Genomic DNA, 20,022 nt, shown 5'->3' with positions numbered 1-20,022 from the left:
GCGTAGCGTATCTTGATATTAGAAAATGATAGGGAAGGGTAATGACCTTACATCAATATAAAAACTTAGTTATCAGCAAGTCGAGCTGTCCGTATTGCGTGAAAGCAAAAGCAATACTGGATCAACGCGGTGTAGACTATGTGACATTATCGTTAGACAGTGATTTAGATAAGGCGACGATGGTTGAGTTTATCGCAGATATTGCCAACGTCGTTGTAAATACGGTTCCGCAAATTATTCTTGATGGGCGCTATGTTGGTGGCCATGACGATTTGGTGGCGATGTTAGAAAAAACGTCGCTGGCAGACGATACTTTCAGTGACTTTGAGCTGTAAAAAGTAAAAAACCGCCACCTGGCGGTTTTTTGTTGATTAAGGGTTGGTTTAAGGCACCCCGTGCCCCTTAGATGCAACCCAAATTCGAAACCATTGTTCGTTTGTCAGCGACAATTGTGTTGCTGCAACAGCTGCTTCGATACGCTGTATATTGCCGGTTCCCAAAATTGGCAATGGCCCTGCGGGTAACTTTAACAGCCAAGCATAAATAACCTGATCAATATCGTACCCACCGAGTTCATCGCCAATAGCATGCAGTTCGGCGCGTAAACGTTGCGCTTGCTCCGTCTGACTAGAGAATATCTCTCCGCCAGCCAAACAAGACCAAACCATTGGACGAACACGTTCGGTTTGCAGCTGATCCAATGTTCCGTCGTCTAGCGCACTCATGTTCATCGGGTTGATTTCAATCTGATTCGTCACTAATGGGGCGTCTAGACGAGATTGCAGTAGCTCAAATTGTCGAGCTGAGAAGTTAGATACGCCAAAATTAAGGACTTTTCCGGCGGCTTTTAGTGCCTTAAAAGTCTCAGCGACCTCATCTGCATTCATGAGTGGATCTGGGCGGTGAATAAGAAGAAGGTCGATATGATCGGTGCGCAAGTTTGCCAGCGAGTTGTCAACAGACTGAGTAATATGGGTAGCGCTAGTATCGTAGTGATTGATTTTACGGCTAGGGTACTTGTCTGTTGCTAGTTTAATATCACATTTAGTGATGATCTGTAGCTGATGGCGAAAGGCGGGGTCTAATGCTAGCGCGGCGCCAAAAGCAGACTCACAACCGTAGTTACCATAGATATCAGCGTGATCGACCGATGTAATCCCCAAATCCACATGTTGCTTGGCAAAATTAAGCACATCTTTAGCAGACATATCCCATGCCATTAAGCGCCAATATCCCTGAATAATTTCAGACAGTTTAAATCCGTTAGCGGCAGTCACAACCTGATTTATCATTTTATTCTCCTGATGGTTTAAACAGATAGTATGAAGCCGATTACGGTATTGCAAATAGTAATAGGAAATCTGTAATCAGGTTCATTGTTTGTTTACCTGATGAGCAAAGGCGGAGAGTTTTATTATTGCCATGTGCTTGTTAATTATTGTTTTATATGAACATTATCGATTACGCTTTGAGCTTGATAACGAGTTAATATTAATTCTATAAATAGATGCGCTTTATTGAGCGGGTGTAAAAAGCCTTTGCTATGCTTTATATGCCAACAGTTGCTTAGTGGGTGGGTTATGAGCTGCAATTTAGTGGATAATGAATCGATATTTGTAAAGCGCATTTCAACGTATTTATGGGCATTAATGCTCCTTTATATCGGCAGTGCTGCGGCTCAGGCACCAGTACCTGACGTGCTGCCAGTGGTTAGTGAGCGTGGCGAAACATTGATCATTGGGCGTGTGAGTACGAACCCAAAAAAGCACTATCAGCACCTTAAGCCAATGGTTGATTACCTAGCCGCTCAAATGGCTGACGCTGGCATTAAAAAAGGGAAGGTTGTCTTTGCGAAAGATAGTGATGAGATGATAGAGCTATTAAAACTGGGTAAAGTTGATCTTATCTCTGAATCGCCATTCCTAGCGCTTACTTTTCATCAATCAGGCGCAGCAGAAATATTTTTGCGGCGTTGGAAAAAAGGAACGGCAGAGTATCGAACCGTAATGATTAGCCATAAAGATGGGGAAGTGAACTCGTTGTCTGATTTGAAAGGTAAGAAAATTGCGTTTCAGAATGGACGTTCAACAACCTCTTTTTATGTACCTGCTGCGATTATTTCTCAGTATGGTTATGATTTAATTCGGTTAGATAGCCTTAACGATACTGTGCCTGACAATAAGGTCGGCTATGTTTTTGCTAACAAGGAAGTGAATATTGCTGCATGGCTAAGCAAAAGATTGGTTGATGCTGGCGCGATAAGTAATATTGATTGGCAAAATGAAAGTGATATGCCACCCGTATTTAAGAAAGATATTAAAATTATATATGAAAGTGAACTGTTCCCACGTTCCGTTGAACTGGTAAGAACAACGTTAGAACCGAAGATAAAGTTGGAAATAAAAGAGCTTCTACTTCGTGCTCATGAATCGATAAAGGGAAAGGAAGCACTGTACGAGTATCAGAAGACAAAACGTTATGATGAGATTTCACTTAATGATAATGGAATGACCTTAGTTAAAGACTTACAGGATGTTGTAATGAAAAATCTTTATTGAAGCGTTTATTAAACTATTTAGCGTCGGGTGATTTCGGTGAATAAACGGTTAGGTCTGCAGCGTAAGTACATTATAGTCAATGCAGTGATTGTTTTTGTAGTCATTGCTGTCCTTTCATCTGTCTATTTGTTTTTTTTGGATATTAATCAAAATAGAGTTGTCTCTTATAGTAATAGCCAAGTGACGTCCAGTTTAATTAAACAGCTAGAGGTGAGAGGAGGCGTTGTTACTGACTATTTGGCAGATTTAATGGTTAACCCGCTCTATCAGTATGACTATGAAGAAGCGCGTCAATTAATTAAGCCTGTGCTACTGAATAATGAAGTGCTATCTGTCTACATCTACAATAGAGAAGGTATCATTTTTCATAATGGAGATAAATACCTAAATAGCTTTGGAAGATTATTCCCCAATGAAAATGAATTAACCTCAGTTCTTAAAAAAGGTGTGGCATATAGAAATGTGACGCCATATTACATTGATATAGCCAAACCTATATATATGCATAATGAGATCTTGGGGGGAGTATCTATACGGTTATCATTGGCAGGGATAAAGAAAGAGATAGATGCTGTTTATCAGGTAATAACAGAAGCAAATGATGATGTATTTAAACGTATATCGTCTATTACGGTCGCTCTTGCGTTAACATCATTTGGGGTTGGGGTTTTACTGTCTGTTTTCGTTTCAACTCGGGTTGTAAAACCAATTCGTGATCTGGTGGCACATACAAAAAGGATTAGTCGAGGTGATTTTAATATTACCAACGGAAATAGAACAGATGATGAGTTGGGTGAGCTAGCTAATGCATTTATGGATATGGGATCTAATTTAGAATCAAGAAATAAAGAGATTGCTTTTCTGGCATATCACGATAGTTTAACAAAGTTACCCAATCGAGCCTACTTTATTGATCATGTGAATAATTGCATTGATAATAATTTAATTGAGGCTATCGGTTTTACCGTGTTGTTTGTTGACCTGGATGAATTTAAACATATTAATGATAATTATGGACATGAATCTGGAGACTATTTGTTGTGTGAAATTTCAGAACGAATATCTATGCAATTAAAAGTAGAGAAAGAGCTAAATTGTCCGTTTGATGTTTCAGTGAGTCAGGAAGTTGTCGCTAGAATTGGTGGTGATGAATTTTTAATTTACATTCCGTTTGTCACTCGAAGAGAAAGTACATCCGCGATTGCAAAGCGTGTAGTCAATATTGTTAAAACATCTGTCTTGATTGAAGGTGATGATGTTGCCATTGGGGCCAGTATAGGTATTGCGAGTTACCCTGAAGATGGACGTACTGCATCAGAACTAATTAAAAATGCGGATATTGCAATGTATCAAGCGAAAAGGAAGGGGAAGAATACATATAGTCACTTTAATGAATCTCTTCATGAAGGGTTAAGGTTAAAGATGGATTTGGAGCGCGATCTGCGTCGAGCGACATCCGAACATTGCCAGTTTGAAATTTGGTATCAACCACAGTTTGATATTACCAGTAATCTTATTGTTGGTGCTGAAGCTTTGATTCGTTGGCACCACCCTACAAAGGGATATATTTACCCGCAAGACTTTATTTCAATTGCTGAAGATACAGGGCTTATTCTTCAAATAGGCGAGTGGATTATAGATTCTGTTTGTCGTCAGGTAGGTCTTTGGTTAAAGAATCTGCCACCAGGCTTTCATGTTGCAATCAATTTGTCTGCAAAACAGATGTATCGGCAAAACGTTGCAGAGGTATTTTTCCGTTTATTGCATCAATATCGTGTCCCTCCACAGTTTATTCATGTAGAGGTAACAGAGAGTTTATTGATGAAAGATGAAATGATGGCTGAAAAAACATTGCAGTCATTACGCCAATTAGGACTGAAGCTTTGGTTGGATGATTTTGGCACCGGATATTCATCCTTGGATTATCTACGTCGCTTTCATTTTGATGGTGTAAAGATTGATCGCAGCTTTATAGCTAATATTGAACATGATAAATATGATCGGGCGCTAACATCAGCGGTCATTGATTTAGCGGGCAATATTAATATGGACGTGGTGGCTGAAGGGGTTGAAACAGAGTATCACATCAATTTTCTACGCCAGAAAAAGTGCAACATTGTGCAAGGGTATTACTACTCGAAGCCAGTCCCGGCATCTGAGTTTGAACAGTGCTATTTACAATTAAATCCGAGCAAAAAAGCCACTGATGAGGACAATAAGACAGTAACACCATTTGTAAGGTCTGGTAGTGCCTCATGATTTTATCTTCATCGAGGTTGTGCGGCTCAAGTTCAGCTTCAAGGAGATGATATCTCGTCTACACTTGTGATAAATTTTCCTGCACTGCAGTACTTTTATGTAGATGCATTTAAACAGAGGATGTCATTATGCCAAATCGAACTGCAGCACTGCTTGGTGCGTTGGTGGCTGATGCTGCTGCCTTAGGTACGCATTGGATATATTCACCACAGCGTATTGCCGAGTTATCATCGGTGGATCACTTTCCGTTTATTGAACCTGATCATAGAAATTATGAAGGGGTGGAAGGGTATTTTGCTCATGCCAGTAAAACGGCAGGAGAGCAGAGCATTTATGGTGAATGGCTTGGCTTATATGTCCGTTTACTGGCAAAAAAGGAGGTATCGGTTGGTGTCATTCAACAGGAGATATTGGACTACTTTGGTCCTGGGGGCGATTTTGTCGGTTATGTGGATACGCCGACCAAAGCATTGTTATTAACTTTGTTTTCTCGCACACCCGACGAATGGCCAGAAGATTCAGGCAGTGATGATGATCAGAACTTGGCATTGTGTGCGGTGCCTCCTCTTGTTTGCGTGGCGGCAGATTCTCAAACATTAAATGACGCGCTTGAGCGCTATATTGGTATTACTCACAATAATACGCTAGCGCTAGCGAGCGCCAAGGCTTTTGCTAGTGCATTAAATGAAGCGATACAATCGCAACGAATAGAGCCGACATTAAATGTGTTACAGGTAAAGTCACCGGCGCCGATTCAGGATCGAATTATTGAACTGCGCGCGTTGGCTGATAGAGATAATCATCTTGATCATGTCTTATCGGTCGTTAACCAAGCGTGTCACTTAGTGGATAGTTTACCCATGTCCGCTTGGATACTGCAAAATACAGAAAACTATCGAGAGGCCATTATTCAAAATATCATGGCGTCAGGCGACAGTTGTGGTCGTGCTATGTTAGTGGGTGCGATTGCTGGTGCTTGCTATGGTGTTGGTGGAGAAAAGGGTATTCCAATTTCTTGGTTAACGACGCTGCAGTATGCTGAAAGCTTGTCTGATGATATTGAACGTCTACTTGGTGCAGTTACATAGTGAATTTATTTATATGCATAAAAAAACGCCTCGCAACTGCGAGGCGTTTTGTTTATTGTTCAGAAAGTACAGATCTCTGCCGTTGTTATCTTAGCAAATAACCTTGATCGCCAGTCCACCTTGAGACGTTTCACGGTATTTCGCGTTCATATCTTTACCGGTTTCAAGCATGGTTTCGATAACTTTGTCCAATGATACGCGTGGAGCAGATGAACGACGCAGTGCCATACGCGTTGCGTTGATGGCTTTCACTGCAGCAATACCGTTTCGTTCAATACAAGGTACTTGTACCTGACCAGCAACAGGATCACAGGTTAGGCCAAGGTTGTGTTCCATGGCAATTTCAGCCGCCATACACACTTGCTCTGGGCTACCGCCCATCAATTCCGCCAGACCAGCCGCTGCCATTGAACATGCCACACCGACTTCACCTTGACAGCCGACTTCTGCACCAGAAATTGACGCATTTCGCTTATATAGTCCACCAATCGCGCCAGATGCAGCAAAGTAACGAATGTATTGTGCTTCTGTAACAGGCTGAATGAACTTGTCATAGTAAGCTAGAACAGCAGGAATAATGCCGCAAGCACCGTTAGTCGGGGCTGTTACCACACGACCGCCAGCCGCGTTTTCTTCGTTAACGGCAAAAGCATACATGTTAACCCAATCAACGACGGTCATAGGATCGGTGCTAAGGCGTTCAGCGGTTTCAAGTTGATGACGAAGGCTTGCAGCACGGCGTGGAACACGTAGTGGCCCAGGTAGAAGCCCTTCAGTATTCATACCACGTTCCATACATTTCTGCATGGTGTCCCATATTTTTGCGTACTGAGACTTGATTTCGTCTTGTGGCTTGAACATACGCTCGTTAGCCATAACAAGAGAGCTAATAGAAATGGCGTTGTCTTTACACAATTCAACCAGTTCGTGCGCAGTACCATACTCATACGGGACTTTTACTGTTTGTTCTTGTTCCACACCGAAGTTTTCCTCATCAACGATAAATCCACCGCCGATAGAGTAATACGTTTTTGAGTATGCTATCTCATCGCCAATCCACGCATGAATTTGCATACCGTTTTCATGCAGTTCAAGGTTATGGCTATGGAAGTTCATGCCACCTTCACGAGGGAAGGCAACAGTGTGCTCGTTGTCACCAATTACCAGTGTTTCTGTCTCTTCTAGGCGTGCAATATAGCCTGGGATGCTGTCGATATTAACGGTATCTGGCAGGTTGTCGGCGAGGCCCATGATGATAGCGATATCAGTATGGTGACCTTTACCCGTTAGTGAAAGCGAACCATAAACGTCAGCAGTCATTTTCGTAATCGATTTAAGCTGGTTAGAAGCACGAAGATCATCAATGAACTCTTTACCTGCTTTCATTGGACCGACGGTGTGAGAACTGGATGGACCAACACCAACTTTATAAATATCAAAAACACTTATCATTCGAATAACCCAGTGAGAGGAAGCAGCTTGGTGACAAACCTAAGCTGACATCTACTTATTAAACTTCCCCCATCCGTGGTGAGAACGTTAAAAAACTAAAAAAGCAGGGCGGTCCGAAGACAATCCCTGCTCTGATTCTATTTTACTGGACTTTGTTAATAAGGGAACCATATGGTTGCCTTATCATTACCAAGGTCACTGAAAACATCATAATATCTGGCAGGCGGTATTATAACATGCCATAGATAACAGATGAAATTGCTGCAAAACCACATAGCACAGTGAAGATGCTAACTGGTAGTGATGTACGGTATTTCGCCATTGATGGCACTTTGTACATTGCGAATACAGGCATTAGGAACAGGATACCTGCAATCATTGGTGCGCCGATATCTTCGATCATACCCAGAATACTTGGGTTGATGATAGCGACGATCCAAGTGGTTACAACAATGAACGCAAGAGAGAATTTTTCAAGCTTCTTAACCGGCATGTTAGTACGAGACTTCGCTAGACCAACCATACCTTCGTGCGCACCTAGGAAGTGACCGAAGTAGCTTGACGTAATTGCGGCAAAGGCAATAACAGGACCAAGAATAGAGATTAGTGCTGAGTCATGTACGTTCGCTAAGTAAGATAGAACACTGATATTTTGGTCTGCTGCTTCTGCAAGTTGTGCTGGCGTTAGTGACAGTACAACAGAGAATACGAAGAACATAACAAATACCATTAGCATGCCAGCAGCACCGCCAGTGATCATATCGGTTTTCTTCGATGCTTCTTCACCGTATACACGACGTTGCTCTTTTGCAAACTGACTAATGATAGGGCTATGGTTGAACGAGAAAACAATGATTGGAATCGCTAGCCAAACAATAGACGGCATAGTTGACCATTCAGGGCTTACTGCTGCCATAGACATGTTCCAATCTGGAATCAGGTAAATAGATAGAGCTAGTAGGATAAATACTAATGGGTAAACCATCGCTGACGTTGCTTTCAGCATTAGTTCTTTACCAAAAACAACCCCTAAGGTCATAAGGCTAATCAGCGCACCAGATAGTAACGGACGAGGAATTGATTCCATGCCAAGCTGGTTGATCATAAACGAATCAGCAGTGTTGGTAATACCTACACCGTAGATTAGAACGATAGGGTAAATGGCGAAAAAGTAGGCAAAGGTGATAAGGTTTGCGCCAGTTTTACCGAAGTGTTCTTCAACAGTATCAGTGATATCAGCTTCAGGATTTTTAGCAGAAAGAACGAAGCGAGCTAGTCCTTTGTGTGCAAACCATGTCATTGGCATTGCGATTAGAGCCAGCATAACAAGAGGCCAGAAGCCGCCTGCACCTGCTTTAATTGGAAGGAATAGAACCCCTGCACCCACTGCGGTACCAAATAGAGATAGAGCCCAAGTGATATCTTGGTATGTCCATTTGTTCTTCTTTGTTGAGGTTTCAACAGCGCTAGAAGTTGTTTGCATTATGTATATCCAAAGTAAATTACAAAACGGAAATTAGGAACGGGGCGTATTCTCCATATTCTGTGGCACGTAACTTTGATCTGGATCGTATATTGAAAGTTGATGAAACATATATATCCAATTAGTGATTTGGATCATATTATTGATTCTGGTGATATTAGCATTTCTAATGCCTGCGCCAAGATTTATTCATGCCACACCTGAATGGATAGTAATTTAATGATTTGTGCAGTTGCGCCCCATATTGCATATTCGGGGTGACGAACTGAGTAAACAATATGAGGGTAGTTGTTTATCAAAAAGGCGTGTTTATCTATGTTTTTGGGGTTTAGTAGATGATTTGCAGAGACTTCAAACAGAGAGGCAACTTCATTACTATCAATCTTCGCTTGATAGTCTGGATTGATGAGTGCGACATAAGGATGGATAATGTATCCAGACACGGTTGGTAGAGAAGGCAGTTTACCAAGTATGTTTTTTCTCACACATTCTATGCCAGTTTCTTCTTTTGTCTCTCGAAGAGCAGTGTCGATTAAATCATCGTCTGAATGTATTTCAAAGCGCCCTCCCGGAAACGCAACTTGTCCAGGATGGTGCTTAAGGTGAAACGCGCGCTGGGTAAGGAGGATGTGGTAGCCATCACTTCGTTTAACTAAACCAATAAGCACGGCGGCTTTTTTGAATGTCGTATTTTCCGGTACTCGTTTGGAAATACTGTCAATAACCCCATCATCATAGCGTCCCGTCAGGGTAAGAAGAAAGCGTTCTGGAAAGGGCGTGATCATCATATTGGCCTCCTTGCCATTTTTGATCATTATAGCAGGGGAAGTATGCGACTGAGTTTATCGCGTATTTCTTGGTACTCGCTATTTACTTCACTATCGGCAACCAATCCACCTCCTGCCCAAGCATAAAACTGATCATTTTGGCTAATCAAGGTGCGGATAGTGATGCTGCTATCCATGTTACCGCAGTTACTAATATAGCCAATGCTGCCGCAGTAGATACTGCGCCGATGTGGTTCGATCTCTTCAATGATTTCCATGGCTCGAATTTTTGGAGCGCCTGTAATCGATCCCCCAGGAAACGCAGCGCGAAGCAGATCGGCGGCTTCATATTCGGGTGATAATACCCCTGTTACTGTACTAACCAAATGGTGCACTGCAGGAAAGCTCTCTATAGCGAATAGCTCAGGCACTTTAACTGAGCCGGGAGAGGCGACTCGACCAATGTCGTTGCGGAGCAAATCGACAATCATTAAGTTTTCTGCTCGGTCTTTTTCCGTATTTTGCAGGCAGGTAATTGCTTTTTCATCAGCGCTAGGGTCATCGTAGCGAGGGCGAGTGCCTTTTATTGGTTTGGTTTCGATTTTACCTTGCTGTAAGGATAAAAAGCGCTCCGGGGAAATCGATAGAATGCTGTGTTCGGCTAAACGAATAAAGGCTGAAAAAGGGGCTTGATTGGCATGCTCGAGCTTGCGGTATGCGCTCCACTCACTCCCGATATAAGGGGCTTGAAAACGCTGTGCCAGATTAATTTGGTAACAATCCCCAGCAAAAATATATTCTTTTACTGCATTAAACCGTTCGCCATAGCTGTTGCGTGTCATGTTACTTTGCCATGGACCCGTTAATTGGAATGGTACTTTGGGTTGGGGGACTTGTTGTTTTAACCACGTATACCGGTCGATAGTAGGGTTAAGGTTCACTTGCCAGAGTTTATTCTCTTTATGATCGGCAATAATGGCCCAATCATAGAGTCCAATTGCCATATCTGGTGCGGTGATATCGTGCTCGGCTGTTTGTGGTAGGGTTTCAATTCGCCGACCTAAGTCATAACCCCAGTAACCGACAGCTCCACCCAGAAAAGGTAAGCTCGGATGAGCCGGCAGTGAAGGCAGCCAGGTTTCTTGCAGTTGTTTAAGTAATGTAAATGGATCTTCTTTACTGGTGGCTTTTCCAGTAGGACAATAAATAGTGCTAATGTTACCAGTTGTCGTTAATGTCGCGATGGGATCTGCCACTAAAATATCAAATCTGCTATTCACATGGGCGTTTGAGGCAGATCTTAACAACATTGCCCAAGGTTGATGTTCTATTGCGTTAAATAGCTGACTTGTTGCAGTGCTTTTGTATTCAAGTGATTGAATTGTGATGGAATTGTTGATGTCGGTGCTCATACTGTGATTTTTGTAATAAATGATCGTCTGCGGGATAGCAGAGAGTTCTTCCTAAGGGTATCATACCCGTAGTATTTTTCGATGTTGGCAGGAAGCTAAAATTATAGATTAAGTCGGCTTCTCCGGCACCATGGATGAGAATTAGCGAGGCAATGAAATGACCGTCATACGGAAAGAAGATGTAATCGCGAGTGTCGCGGATGCATTACAGTATATATCTTACTATCACCCGTTGGATTTTGTACAAGCTCTGGAAAAGGCTTATCACAAAGAACAGAACCAAGCCGCGAAAGATGCGATTGCACAGATCCTAATTAATTCGCGTATGTCTGCCGAAGGACACCGTCCTATCTGTCAAGACACCGGTATTGTTACTTGTTTCGTGAAAATTGGTATGAATGTCCAGTGGGACAGTGACCTGACGGTGCAAGAGATGATTGATGAAGGGGTACGCCGCGCTTACAACAATCCAGATAACCCACTTCGTGCCTCTGTTGTAGCAGATCCAGCAGGTGCTCGTACGAATACCAAGGACAACACGCCTGCTGTGGTACATATCGACATGGTGCCAGGCAATAAAGTTGAAATTCAGATCGCAGCAAAAGGCGGTGGCTCTGAAAATAAAACTAAGATGATTATGCTAAACCCGTCTGACGACATTGCGGCTTGGGTGGAAAAGGTCTTACCGACAATGGGGGCGGGCTGGTGCCCACCGGGTATGATTGGTATTGGCATTGGTGGTACCGCTGAGAAAGCAGCAGTGCTAGCCAAAGAGTCACTAATGGGGCACGTTGATATCCATGAGCTGATAGAGCGTGGTCCACAAAACGCTGAAGAGGAACTGCGCCTAGATATTTACGATCGTGTGAATAAACTTGGAATTGGTGCACAAGGCTTAGGTGGTTTGACCACAGTTGTTGATGTAAAAATCAAAACTGCGCCAACGCATGCTGCTTCGAAGCCTGTCTGCTTGATCCCGAACTGTGCGGCGACACGCCATACTCATTTCACACTGGATGGAACGGGTCCTGCTGAATTAACACCACCTAAGCTAGAAGAGTGGCCAGAAGTGACGTGGGAAGTGGGTAAAAATGTCCGCCGTGTCAATGTTGATGAAATCAGTAAAGAAGACGTTAAAACCTGGAAGACAGGGGAGACGGTGTTGTTATCCGGTAAAATATTAACTGGACGTGATGCAGCACATAAACGTATTCAAGAGATGCTAGCCAATGGTGAAGGTTTACCAGAAGGTGTTGATTTTAATGGACGCTTTATTTACTACGTCGGCCCTGTCGATGCTGTTGGTGATGAAGTAGTGGGTCCTGCTGGCCCTACTACCTCAACTCGCATGGATAAGTTCACCGATATGATGCTGGAAGAGACAGGCCTTATCGGTATGATTGGTAAAGCAGAGCGTGGCCCTGCCGCTATTGAATCGATCAAGAAAAACGAAGCGGTTTACTTGATGGCTGTTGGTGGTGCGGCATACCTTGTTGCGAAAGCGATTAAGAAATCTCGTGTCGTAGCGTTTGAAGAGTTGGGTATGGAAGCCATTTACGAATTTGAGGTTGAAGACATGCCTGTGACCGTTGCGGTTGATTCGTCTGGTGCGAATGCACACCAAATCGGCCCTGATACGTGGCGTGTGAAAATTGCCGAGATGAACGAAAGTTAATTTCACTGTTTTCTGATGATAATGCCGCTCAATTTGAGCGGCTTTTTTACATCTAAATAAAATTTGACTTTTTACTCTATTTATTAGGGCGTTCTATATACAAGCATGCCATTGTTTAGTACTTCTGGGGGCATGCTGACGTATTTATTGAGACCCTTTGCAAAAGACTGGATGTTATTTGAGTAAAGAGAGGAAAATCCGAATATGATGAATGGTAAAGTAAGCAAACACAACGTAGGCGAAACAAACATTTGAGTAGCGCAGTCTTCCATCGTATTCGACATATTTTGTATTTCATGTGGTATAGACTGAAGACCAGTGGCTTGCAAATGCTGATCTGTTTTATCCTCGTGCGAAGTGCACTATTAACTTTATTTGTCCCATTTGACTTATGGATTAGCTCCAAATTAATGGGCTTTTATGGTGTAAGCGCAATTGCTAACCAAGAGTTGCTAGCATTTTTTCTTTCACCGGTGGGATTTTTACTTAGCTTGTGGTTTGTTACGCAACTGAGCTTTTCGTTTTTTGTGGAGCACTCTGCAATAAGTATCTTATTGGCTCAGCATGATTTGGGTAAGCGGTCTATTTTAGATGCTTTTGGATTGATAATGCAGCGCAGTTGGCGGGTGGTTAAAGTCGTGCTTGCACAATCATTAGGGGTAAGCTTGCTTTTTGCTACCTTACTTTGGAGTGGGCGCTGGATCTATGGGCTCATGCTGAATGACTGGGACATTAATTATTACATTAATAACCAAATAAGCTCACTGTGGATTGCACTTAGTTTACTGATCTTGATCTGTTTACCAAGTGTATTTTGGATGGTTAGATACTGGGCCAGTTGGTGGCTAGCACTGCCGCTGAGCCTATTTCAAGATTGTTCGCAGTGGCAGCTTTTTAAGCAAGCTCGACGTTTAAGCAACGCTATTTTACCGCACATTTTTGTTGGGCATATTGTTTGGCTATTTGGTCGGGTGGTTATTACAGCGGCTTTCGCCGGAAGCCTTTTATTTGCACTTGATCCGATATTGCTCTGGGCGACGTCCGACTCAGAGCATTATCCATGGCTAATGCTTGCAGCTATTCTTTTGTTTGGTGTTGCATTACTGCTTAGTTTTGTGGACCGATTTGTTTACGCGAGTTGTCAATACTACGTATTGCGTTTACAAACCAAACGTCTCAAATTGGTAAATGCGCATGAGCGTTTTGTTGGGTTAAAACGAAGCACACGTCGCCGCGTCTCACTGGGAATTGCGATGTTGCTGTTCACTGTGTTTGCAGCAAACAAAGGTTATGACGATGTTCGCCACTTCGTCAAACATATTCAAACGAATACGACAGGCTATATTACTGCACATCGCGGAGGTGGCTTTATGTACCCTGAGAATAGCGAGGCGGGCATACAGTACGCGATTTCATTAGGACTCAAAAGTGCAGAAATCGATGTGCAGCTAACTAAAGATGGTAAAGTGGTGGTGTTTCACGATCGCGATTTAGGCCGTATGCTTGGTGTTCCCTTGGTGATTGAAGAGTCAAATTATTCAGATATTGTTGCCGCGTATCAGCAAAATAGTGCCGTGCCGCCACCTTTATTAATTCATTTGCTCGATAAGTATGCCACAGACATCGAATTAAATGTTGAACTAAAACGCTACAATCAAAGCGCAGATCTCGCTTTCGCAATGGCAGATCTGCTGCCTAATTATCAGCAAGCCATGATAGTGTCGAGTCTTGATGTCGATCTTCTCTCAACCTTAATGCGTGAGATGGAGGCCACCCGTCCTGAACAGCTCCGTTATGCGTTGATCTATGCAGCAAGTGTTGGTGAGTCTAAGCTGGAAAGGGACGTCGATTTGCTAATGGTGAGCGAACAGTGGCTCAATGTATGGCGCATAATAGAAATACAACAACGTGAGCAAGAGGTTATTGTTTGGACTATCAACGATTCAGCAGCGATGCAGCGATTGTTGTTACTTGGGGTGGATGGCATTATTACCGATGAACCCAAGTTAGCATTAGAGACTAAATTGCTAATTGAAGGGATGGACTTTTCTGATCGCGCCCTGCTTACCTTACGGCACTGGTTGTCACTCTAAGCTAGCCATTACTCGCACAATTAAAGACGATGTAATGATTGCAGAGAGAATAAAAAGGACAGCCTTTGTAGGGCTGTCCTTATCTATTTAACGCAATAAGATGCTATTTAACAGGCAAGTATTATTTAATTTCTTCGCCACTGTCTAATACGGTTTTACGCACTAGCTCAGTATATGTAAGCAACTCGTTACGAATCTCATCTTCGTTAACGGTAAGCATTTCACGATCTTGCATTAGCAGTTCACCAGCAACAATAGAGTGACGAACGTTTGCTGCGTAAGCAGAGTAAACTAGTGCAGAGTAAGGGTTATATACTGGTACCATATTCGGTGCTTTTACATCAACAACAATGATATCGGCTTGTTTGCCCACTTCTAGAGAACCGATAGTGTCTTCCATGTGTAGCGCACGTGCAGCGCCAATGGTTGCCATCTCGATAACATCGATTGGTGGCATTGCTGCGCGATCGTTATTCACTAGCTTGTGTACTTTAGCGACCTGATTAAACTCATCAATCGTACTTAGGGTGTTGCCAGACATTGGGCCGTCAGTTCCTAAACCGATACGTACACCTGCTTGTTGCATTTTAAGCACAGGAGCAACGCCTTTCGCTGATTTAATATTTGCACTCATGTTATGTGCAACACCAACATCGTGCTTTTTCAGCAGTGCAATATCTTCGTCATTAACGTCAATAACATGCGCAGCAACGACTTTATGGTTAAGTGCACCGATCTCTGCCATGTATGCAACAGGAGATAGGCCGCCACTACGCTCAGCGATTACTTCGATTTCACGATCAGATTCAGCAAGGTGAATCAGTACAGGTACATCGTGCTCTAGAGACAATTTACTAATTTGTTGTAGCGTCTCTGTGCTATTGGTGTATGGTCCATGTGGTGCGAATGCTGGAGTAATACGCGGGTGGTCTTTATATTCATCAATAAAGTTTAACGCGTATTGAATGCCAGCTTGCGCATTTTCTGCATCAGCAACAGGGAACTGAATAACCGTCTGCCCAAGGACAGCACGCATCCCAATTTCATCGACGGTTTTTGCGACTTCATCTTCGAAGTAATACATGTCCGCATAGGTGGTTACACCACCTTTAACCATCTCTACGTTGCCCAGTTGCGCACCGATACGTACCATATCGCGCGCCACTAGTTTCGCTTCTAGCGGGAAAATATAGCGGTGTAGACGATCAGGTACATCATCGCCGAGTGAACGGAATACCGTCATTGATGCATGGGTATGGGTGTTGATTAGGCCTGGCATGACGATGTCACCATCAACATCCAACACTTTTTCTGCTTCATATTGTTTGGCGAGTGCGGCGCTACCAACGGCGACAATAATATCATCCTTAACCACAACAGTGCCTTGCTCATAAACAGCTTTGTCGCTGTCCATGGTTAGAATGGTCGCATTGGTGATCATGACATCTGCTGGTTCGGCAGCATATGCACAAGATGAAATTGCAGCAATTGCTGCTACAAGTAGTTTTTTATTAAACATTCAGCGTAACTCCGCAGTATAGATTGCTGCACATTCTATGCATTCATTCTGGCACGTAAAGCTCGTTTTAGCTTTGCTTTTCTTTCTGTGATCCAAATCACCAAACATGCCGCAACCGTTTGCATTTGGCGCGTAAATAGGGCGCTAAACGCTTACTTAGTTGGGGATGAGAATGTTGTCACATTCCTCGGTAATTAGGCCCAGAACCCCCTTCCGGAGGCACCCAACGTATATTGAGGGTAGGGTCTTTAATATCGCACGCTTTACAGTGAATACAGTTGGCATTATTTATATGCAGCTTATTTCCATTTGCGGTGTGAACAACGTCGTAAACACCTGCGGGACAATAGTGTTGTGCGGGTTCGTTATAGATTGGAATGTTGATTGTTTGCGGTGTATTAGGACAACGCAAAAGTAGATGGCAAGGTTGCGATTCCGAATGTTGAAGACCTGAGAGATAAACCGAGCTAGCCTTATCAAAACTCACGATATTATCGTATTGTGGGTAGCTGATTTCGCGGTGCAGTTCTTTTGCTTCCAGCGCAAGATGGTCAGCAATACGATCACTGATGTTCCACGGCGGCTGGTGGTCGAAAATGTGTTGCTCAAGCATGGCAAGGCCCCCGCCAATTAAGGGCCCGAGTCGATGAATTGAAGCCGCGAAAGTGCGGGTATCGGCCAGTTCGTCGTAAAGCCAGGTGGTACGGAAAAAGTCATCATATTCGATAAGCGGTGACGGATGGGTAGATTTCATTTCATCGATGATCGCTTCGGCTGCAATCATACCGGACTTCATCGCGCAATGGCTACCTTTGATGCGAGAGACATCTAATGTGCCGGCATCGCATCCAATAATCGCTCCACCAGGAAAGGCTTGTTTTGGTAATGAAGAGAAGCCACCTTTGGTCAAAGTACGGGCGCCATAGCTCAAGCGCTCACCCTGTTCGAGAAGTGAACGGATTTGCGGATGTTGCTTAAAGCGTTGGAACTCTTCATAAGGGCTGAGATAGGGGTTTCGGTAATTCAAATCAACAATCAAGCCAACAGAGAGTTCATTATTGAGGGTGTGGTAGCAAAACCCCCCGCCAGAGGCACGTTGAGAAAGGGGATAACCAACAGTATGCATCACCTTTCCGGGTTGATGGTGTTGCTCTGGAATACGCCAACGCTCTTTAAAACCAAGCGCATAGTGTTGCGGCTCGCATGCATCATCAAGTTCAAAGCGTTTAATGACTTCTTTACCTAAGTGACCTCGCGAGCCTTCCGCTAGTAAGGTATAGCGAGCGTGTAGCTCAACGCCTGGTTGATAAAGCGCTGTGGGTTGATTGTTGCAGTCTTTTCCTTTCTCTCCGGTTAATACGCCGATTACTTCGTTTTTATCGTTATAGAGCAGAGCTTGCGCTGCAAAGCCGGTAAAGATCTCGACGCCGAGTTGCTGAGCTTGTTCACCTAGCCAGCAGCATAACTCGCCAAGACTGATAATGTAGTGACCATTATTATCTAAACTGGGTGGCAGTAAAGCATGAGGAACAGAGAGCGAGTTGTTGCTATTCAGTAGCAGCATCATGCTGTCTTCTTCAACCACGAGATGGAGTGGGGCACCTTTTAGGTGCCAATTTGGAAATATCTCTTCGAGTGGGCGCGGATCAAAAATGGCACCAGAAATAATGTGCCCACCCAATTGATCGGCTTTTTCTATCACTGCAACGGTGAGTGTCATTGACGAAAGTTCGGCGAGCTTTTTCAGCTGACAAGCCGCGGCAAGGCCGGCCGGCCCAGCACCAACAATTACGACATCAAAGGTCAGTGCGTCACTCATTATTGCCTCCAAAACGATTGAAGTGTCATCGATTGTTTACGTTTTGCTCAGTATAGCTCATTCTTTTCGTCGTTGACGTTAACGTAAACTTACCTAGTCTTATAAATAGCCTTATCCGCTCCGCTACCTATCAATACTTATAACGATCGCTTTTTTGTTTCGTTGAAGAAGGAATGAAGATGAAGATATTAGTGGGACTAAAACGCGTTTCTGATCCGTATACGCCGATCAGGGTGGTCTCAGGAAAAGGGGAGCAAGGACGGGTTGATGTCGATCACATTAAGCAGGTGATTAACCCATTTTGCGAAATCGCCCTTGAGCAAGCGCTATTGTTAAAAGATGCCGGGTTGGCGGATGAAGTGATTGTTCTCAGTATTGGAGAGAGCAAAAGCCAAGAAACGTTACGCGCAGGCTTAGCTATGGGCGCGGATCGAGCGATTTTGTTGGAGGACGAGCGACGTTTCGAACCTTTGTTGGTGGCCAAGGTGTTTCGTGCCATGGCAACAGAGCATGATTGCCAATTGGTGATTTTAGGTAAACAAAGTATCGATACTGATAATGGTCAAGTCGCACCCATGCTGTCAGCGTTGCTTGGTTGGTCGCAGGCGACATGTTTAGCGTCTTTAAATGTTAAAGGGAATAACCTTGATGTCATCGAGGAAGCTGATCTTGGTGAGCGACATCTAACGGTTCCTCTGCCTGCCGTGCTTAGTGCTGATTTACGCTTAAATCAACCGCGCTTCGCTACGTTACCGAATATTATGCAAGCGAGGAGTAAGCCCTTGGCAGTGATTTCATTATCTGCATTGGGCTTGCCCTATCACACGTCCGCGCAACGTATCGCTATTATGGCACCTCCTCAACGACAAGCCGCAGAGCAGCTGGCCAACATTGAAGACTTAATCGACAAAATTAACTCGTTGCGGGAGGGGCTATGAGAACCTTGCTCTATTTGAATCGAATTGCAGATAACTATCACCTAAAAAGAGGGCTATCTCGGGCATGCTTACAATCAATTAGCGCCGCGAATGCAGTGGGGTATCCGGTTGATGTCGTTATCATGGGGGCCAATGTTGAGACCACGGTAGTAACGGCGGTGACAGAGCAGCGCGGTATTGACAAGGTTATCGTGCTAGATGACGAGCAGGCAGCCAATGAAATGCCCGATGTTGTCACCACACTCCTCCTCGCTCTGATGGCTAACTATTCTCACTTAATCGCGCCTGCCTGCCAACACGCAGCTGCTGTACTACCACGTATAGCCGCAATGCTTGATGTTGGCATGCTTTCTGATGTCACCAAGGTGGTTAGTCCCAATGAGTTCGAGCGTCCTATTTATGCCGGTAATGCCATTGAAACCGTGCAGGTCAATGAGCGCCATATTGTATTAACCGTTCGAGCGAGCGCTTTTGAGATCGCTCACACGACTTCGAACAGAGAGAAGAACGCAATAGTCGAACGTCCAATGCTAACGTCACCAACTAGCGCAGTGACCTGGCTTGGCGAGCACACGGTAGATTCACCACGACCAGAGTTGGCTTCGGCTGACATCGTTGTTGCTGGGGGGCGAGGCTTGGCAGATAAAGCCCATTTTGCCCTCGTAGAGCAGTTAGCAGACAAGCTAGGCGCGGCTGTTGGTGCATCGCGAGCAGCGGTGGATGCAGGATTTATTGGTAATGAGTTTCAAGTCGGGCAGACAGGTAAAGTGGTGGCCCCCCAATTGTATATTGCTATCGGTATTTCTGGTGCAATTCAGCATGTTGCGGGGATAAAAGGGTCGAAGGTGATTGTTGCTATCAACCGGGATCCCGACGCGCCAATATTCTCCGTCGCTGACTATGGGCTGGTGGCGGACCTGTTTGATGTATTACCCGCTCTGCTTGACGCGTTGGAGTAA

At 44.0% G+C, this 20,022-nt stretch carries 15 protein-coding genes; 8 read left to right on the top strand and 7 right to left on the bottom strand.

Annotation, left to right across the window (positions count from 1 at the left end):
- Window positions 1–41 precede the first annotated feature (41 nt).
- Window positions 42–335 carry a glutaredoxin gene (locus ACKLNH_RS01220; protein WP_413110408.1) on the top strand — a complete coding sequence of 98 codons (294 nt, stop codon included), beginning with the start codon at window positions 42–44 and terminating at the stop codon, window positions 333–335.
- 48 nt (window positions 336–383) lie between these two features.
- On the opposite strand, the gene ACKLNH_RS01215 is transcribed toward ACKLNH_RS01220, so the two are convergent.
- Window positions 384–1,292, bottom strand: coding sequence for an aldo/keto reductase (locus ACKLNH_RS01215; protein WP_413110407.1), 909 nt, complete (start codon window positions 1,290–1,292; stop codon window positions 384–386).
- Window positions 1,293–1,580: 288 nt separating this feature from the next.
- Here ACKLNH_RS01215 and ACKLNH_RS01210 point away from each other — a divergent pair, with 288 nt between their 5' ends.
- From ACKLNH_RS01210 to ACKLNH_RS01200, 3 genes are all read left to right on the top strand, one after another.
- A complete protein-coding gene (locus tag ACKLNH_RS01210; RefSeq protein ID WP_413110406.1) occupies window positions 1,581–2,558 on the top strand; it encodes a phosphate/phosphite/phosphonate ABC transporter substrate-binding protein in 978 nt (325 codons plus the stop codon).
- A 36-nt stretch (window positions 2,559–2,594) separates the two neighbouring features.
- Window positions 2,595–4,817: an EAL domain-containing protein gene (locus ACKLNH_RS01205; protein WP_413110405.1), complete on the top strand. Its 2,223-nt coding sequence runs from the start codon at window positions 2,595–2,597 to the stop codon at window positions 4,815–4,817.
- A gap of 128 nt (window positions 4,818–4,945) precedes the next feature.
- Window positions 4,946–5,905 carry an ADP-ribosylglycohydrolase family protein gene (locus tag ACKLNH_RS01200; protein ID WP_413110404.1) on the top strand — a complete coding sequence of 320 codons (960 nt, stop codon included), beginning with the start codon at window positions 4,946–4,948 and terminating at the stop codon, window positions 5,903–5,905.
- 90 nt (window positions 5,906–5,995) lie between these two features.
- Here the strand turns inward: ACKLNH_RS01200 and ACKLNH_RS01195 are convergent, their stop codons facing one another.
- The 4 genes from ACKLNH_RS01195 to pabB all read right to left on the bottom strand — a co-directional run bounded on the left by ACKLNH_RS01195 (window position 5,996) and on the right by pabB (window position 11,019).
- Window positions 5,996–7,357 carry an L-serine ammonia-lyase gene (locus ACKLNH_RS01195; RefSeq protein ID WP_413110403.1) on the bottom strand — a complete coding sequence of 454 codons (1,362 nt, stop codon included), beginning with the start codon at window positions 7,355–7,357 and terminating at the stop codon, window positions 5,996–5,998.
- A 229-nt stretch (window positions 7,358–7,586) separates the two neighbouring features.
- Window positions 7,587–8,840 (bottom strand): SLC5/6 family protein, encoded by a 1,254-nt coding sequence (locus ACKLNH_RS01190; RefSeq protein WP_413110402.1) that lies wholly within the window; start codon window positions 8,838–8,840, stop codon window positions 7,587–7,589.
- A gap of 185 nt (window positions 8,841–9,025) precedes the next feature.
- Window positions 9,026–9,628 carry an NUDIX hydrolase gene (locus tag ACKLNH_RS01185; RefSeq protein ID WP_413110401.1) on the bottom strand — a complete coding sequence of 201 codons (603 nt, stop codon included), beginning with the start codon at window positions 9,626–9,628 and terminating at the stop codon, window positions 9,026–9,028.
- 26 nt (window positions 9,629–9,654) lie between these two features.
- Entirely contained in the window at window positions 9,655–11,019 is a 1,365-nt protein-coding gene (gene pabB / locus ACKLNH_RS01180; RefSeq protein ID WP_413110400.1) for an aminodeoxychorismate synthase component 1, read from the bottom strand.
- Between the two features lie 157 nt (window positions 11,020–11,176).
- Here pabB and ACKLNH_RS01175 point away from each other — a divergent pair, with 157 nt between their 5' ends.
- Together ACKLNH_RS01175 and ACKLNH_RS01170 are read left to right on the top strand one after the other, a co-directional pair.
- Window positions 11,177–12,694: a fumarate hydratase gene (locus ACKLNH_RS01175; RefSeq protein WP_413110399.1), complete on the top strand. Its 1,518-nt coding sequence runs from the start codon at window positions 11,177–11,179 to the stop codon at window positions 12,692–12,694.
- 608 nt (window positions 12,695–13,302) lie between these two features.
- Complete coding sequence (locus ACKLNH_RS01170; RefSeq protein ID WP_413110398.1) at window positions 13,303–14,787, top strand: glycerophosphodiester phosphodiesterase family protein; 1,485 nt, start codon at window positions 13,303–13,305, stop codon at window positions 14,785–14,787.
- A gap of 121 nt (window positions 14,788–14,908) precedes the next feature.
- On the opposite strand, the gene ACKLNH_RS01165 is transcribed toward ACKLNH_RS01170, so the two are convergent.
- Together ACKLNH_RS01165 and ACKLNH_RS01160 are read right to left on the bottom strand one after the other, a co-directional pair.
- Window positions 14,909–16,306, bottom strand: a complete 1,398-nt coding sequence (locus ACKLNH_RS01165) for an amidohydrolase (RefSeq protein ID WP_413110397.1) — start codon at window positions 16,304–16,306, stop codon at window positions 14,909–14,911.
- Window positions 16,307–16,484: 178 nt separating this feature from the next.
- The gene (locus tag ACKLNH_RS01160) at window positions 16,485–18,125 is read right to left on the bottom strand and encodes an electron transfer flavoprotein-ubiquinone oxidoreductase (RefSeq protein WP_413110396.1); all 1,641 of its coding nucleotides are present in this window, start codon (window positions 18,123–18,125) and stop codon (window positions 16,485–16,487) included.
- Window positions 18,126–18,304: 179 nt separating this feature from the next.
- Here ACKLNH_RS01160 and ACKLNH_RS01155 point away from each other — a divergent pair, with 179 nt between their 5' ends.
- Window positions 18,305–19,063 carry an electron transfer flavoprotein subunit beta/FixA family protein gene (locus ACKLNH_RS01155; RefSeq protein WP_413110395.1) on the top strand — a complete coding sequence of 253 codons (759 nt, stop codon included), beginning with the start codon at window positions 18,305–18,307 and terminating at the stop codon, window positions 19,061–19,063.
- Window positions 19,060–20,022 (top strand): electron transfer flavoprotein subunit alpha/FixB family protein, encoded by a 963-nt coding sequence (locus ACKLNH_RS01150; protein WP_413110394.1) that lies wholly within the window; start codon window positions 19,060–19,062, stop codon window positions 20,020–20,022. Before ACKLNH_RS01155 ends, ACKLNH_RS01150 begins: the two co-directional genes overlap by 4 nt.

The organism is Thaumasiovibrio clandestinus, assembly GCF_047250365.1.
In the GTDB taxonomy this organism is placed as follows: domain Bacteria; phylum Pseudomonadota; class Gammaproteobacteria; order Enterobacterales; family Vibrionaceae; genus Thaumasiovibrio.
The sequence above is the reverse complement of the archived record's forward strand: the minus strand, read 5'-3'. Positions and strand labels throughout refer to the sequence as shown.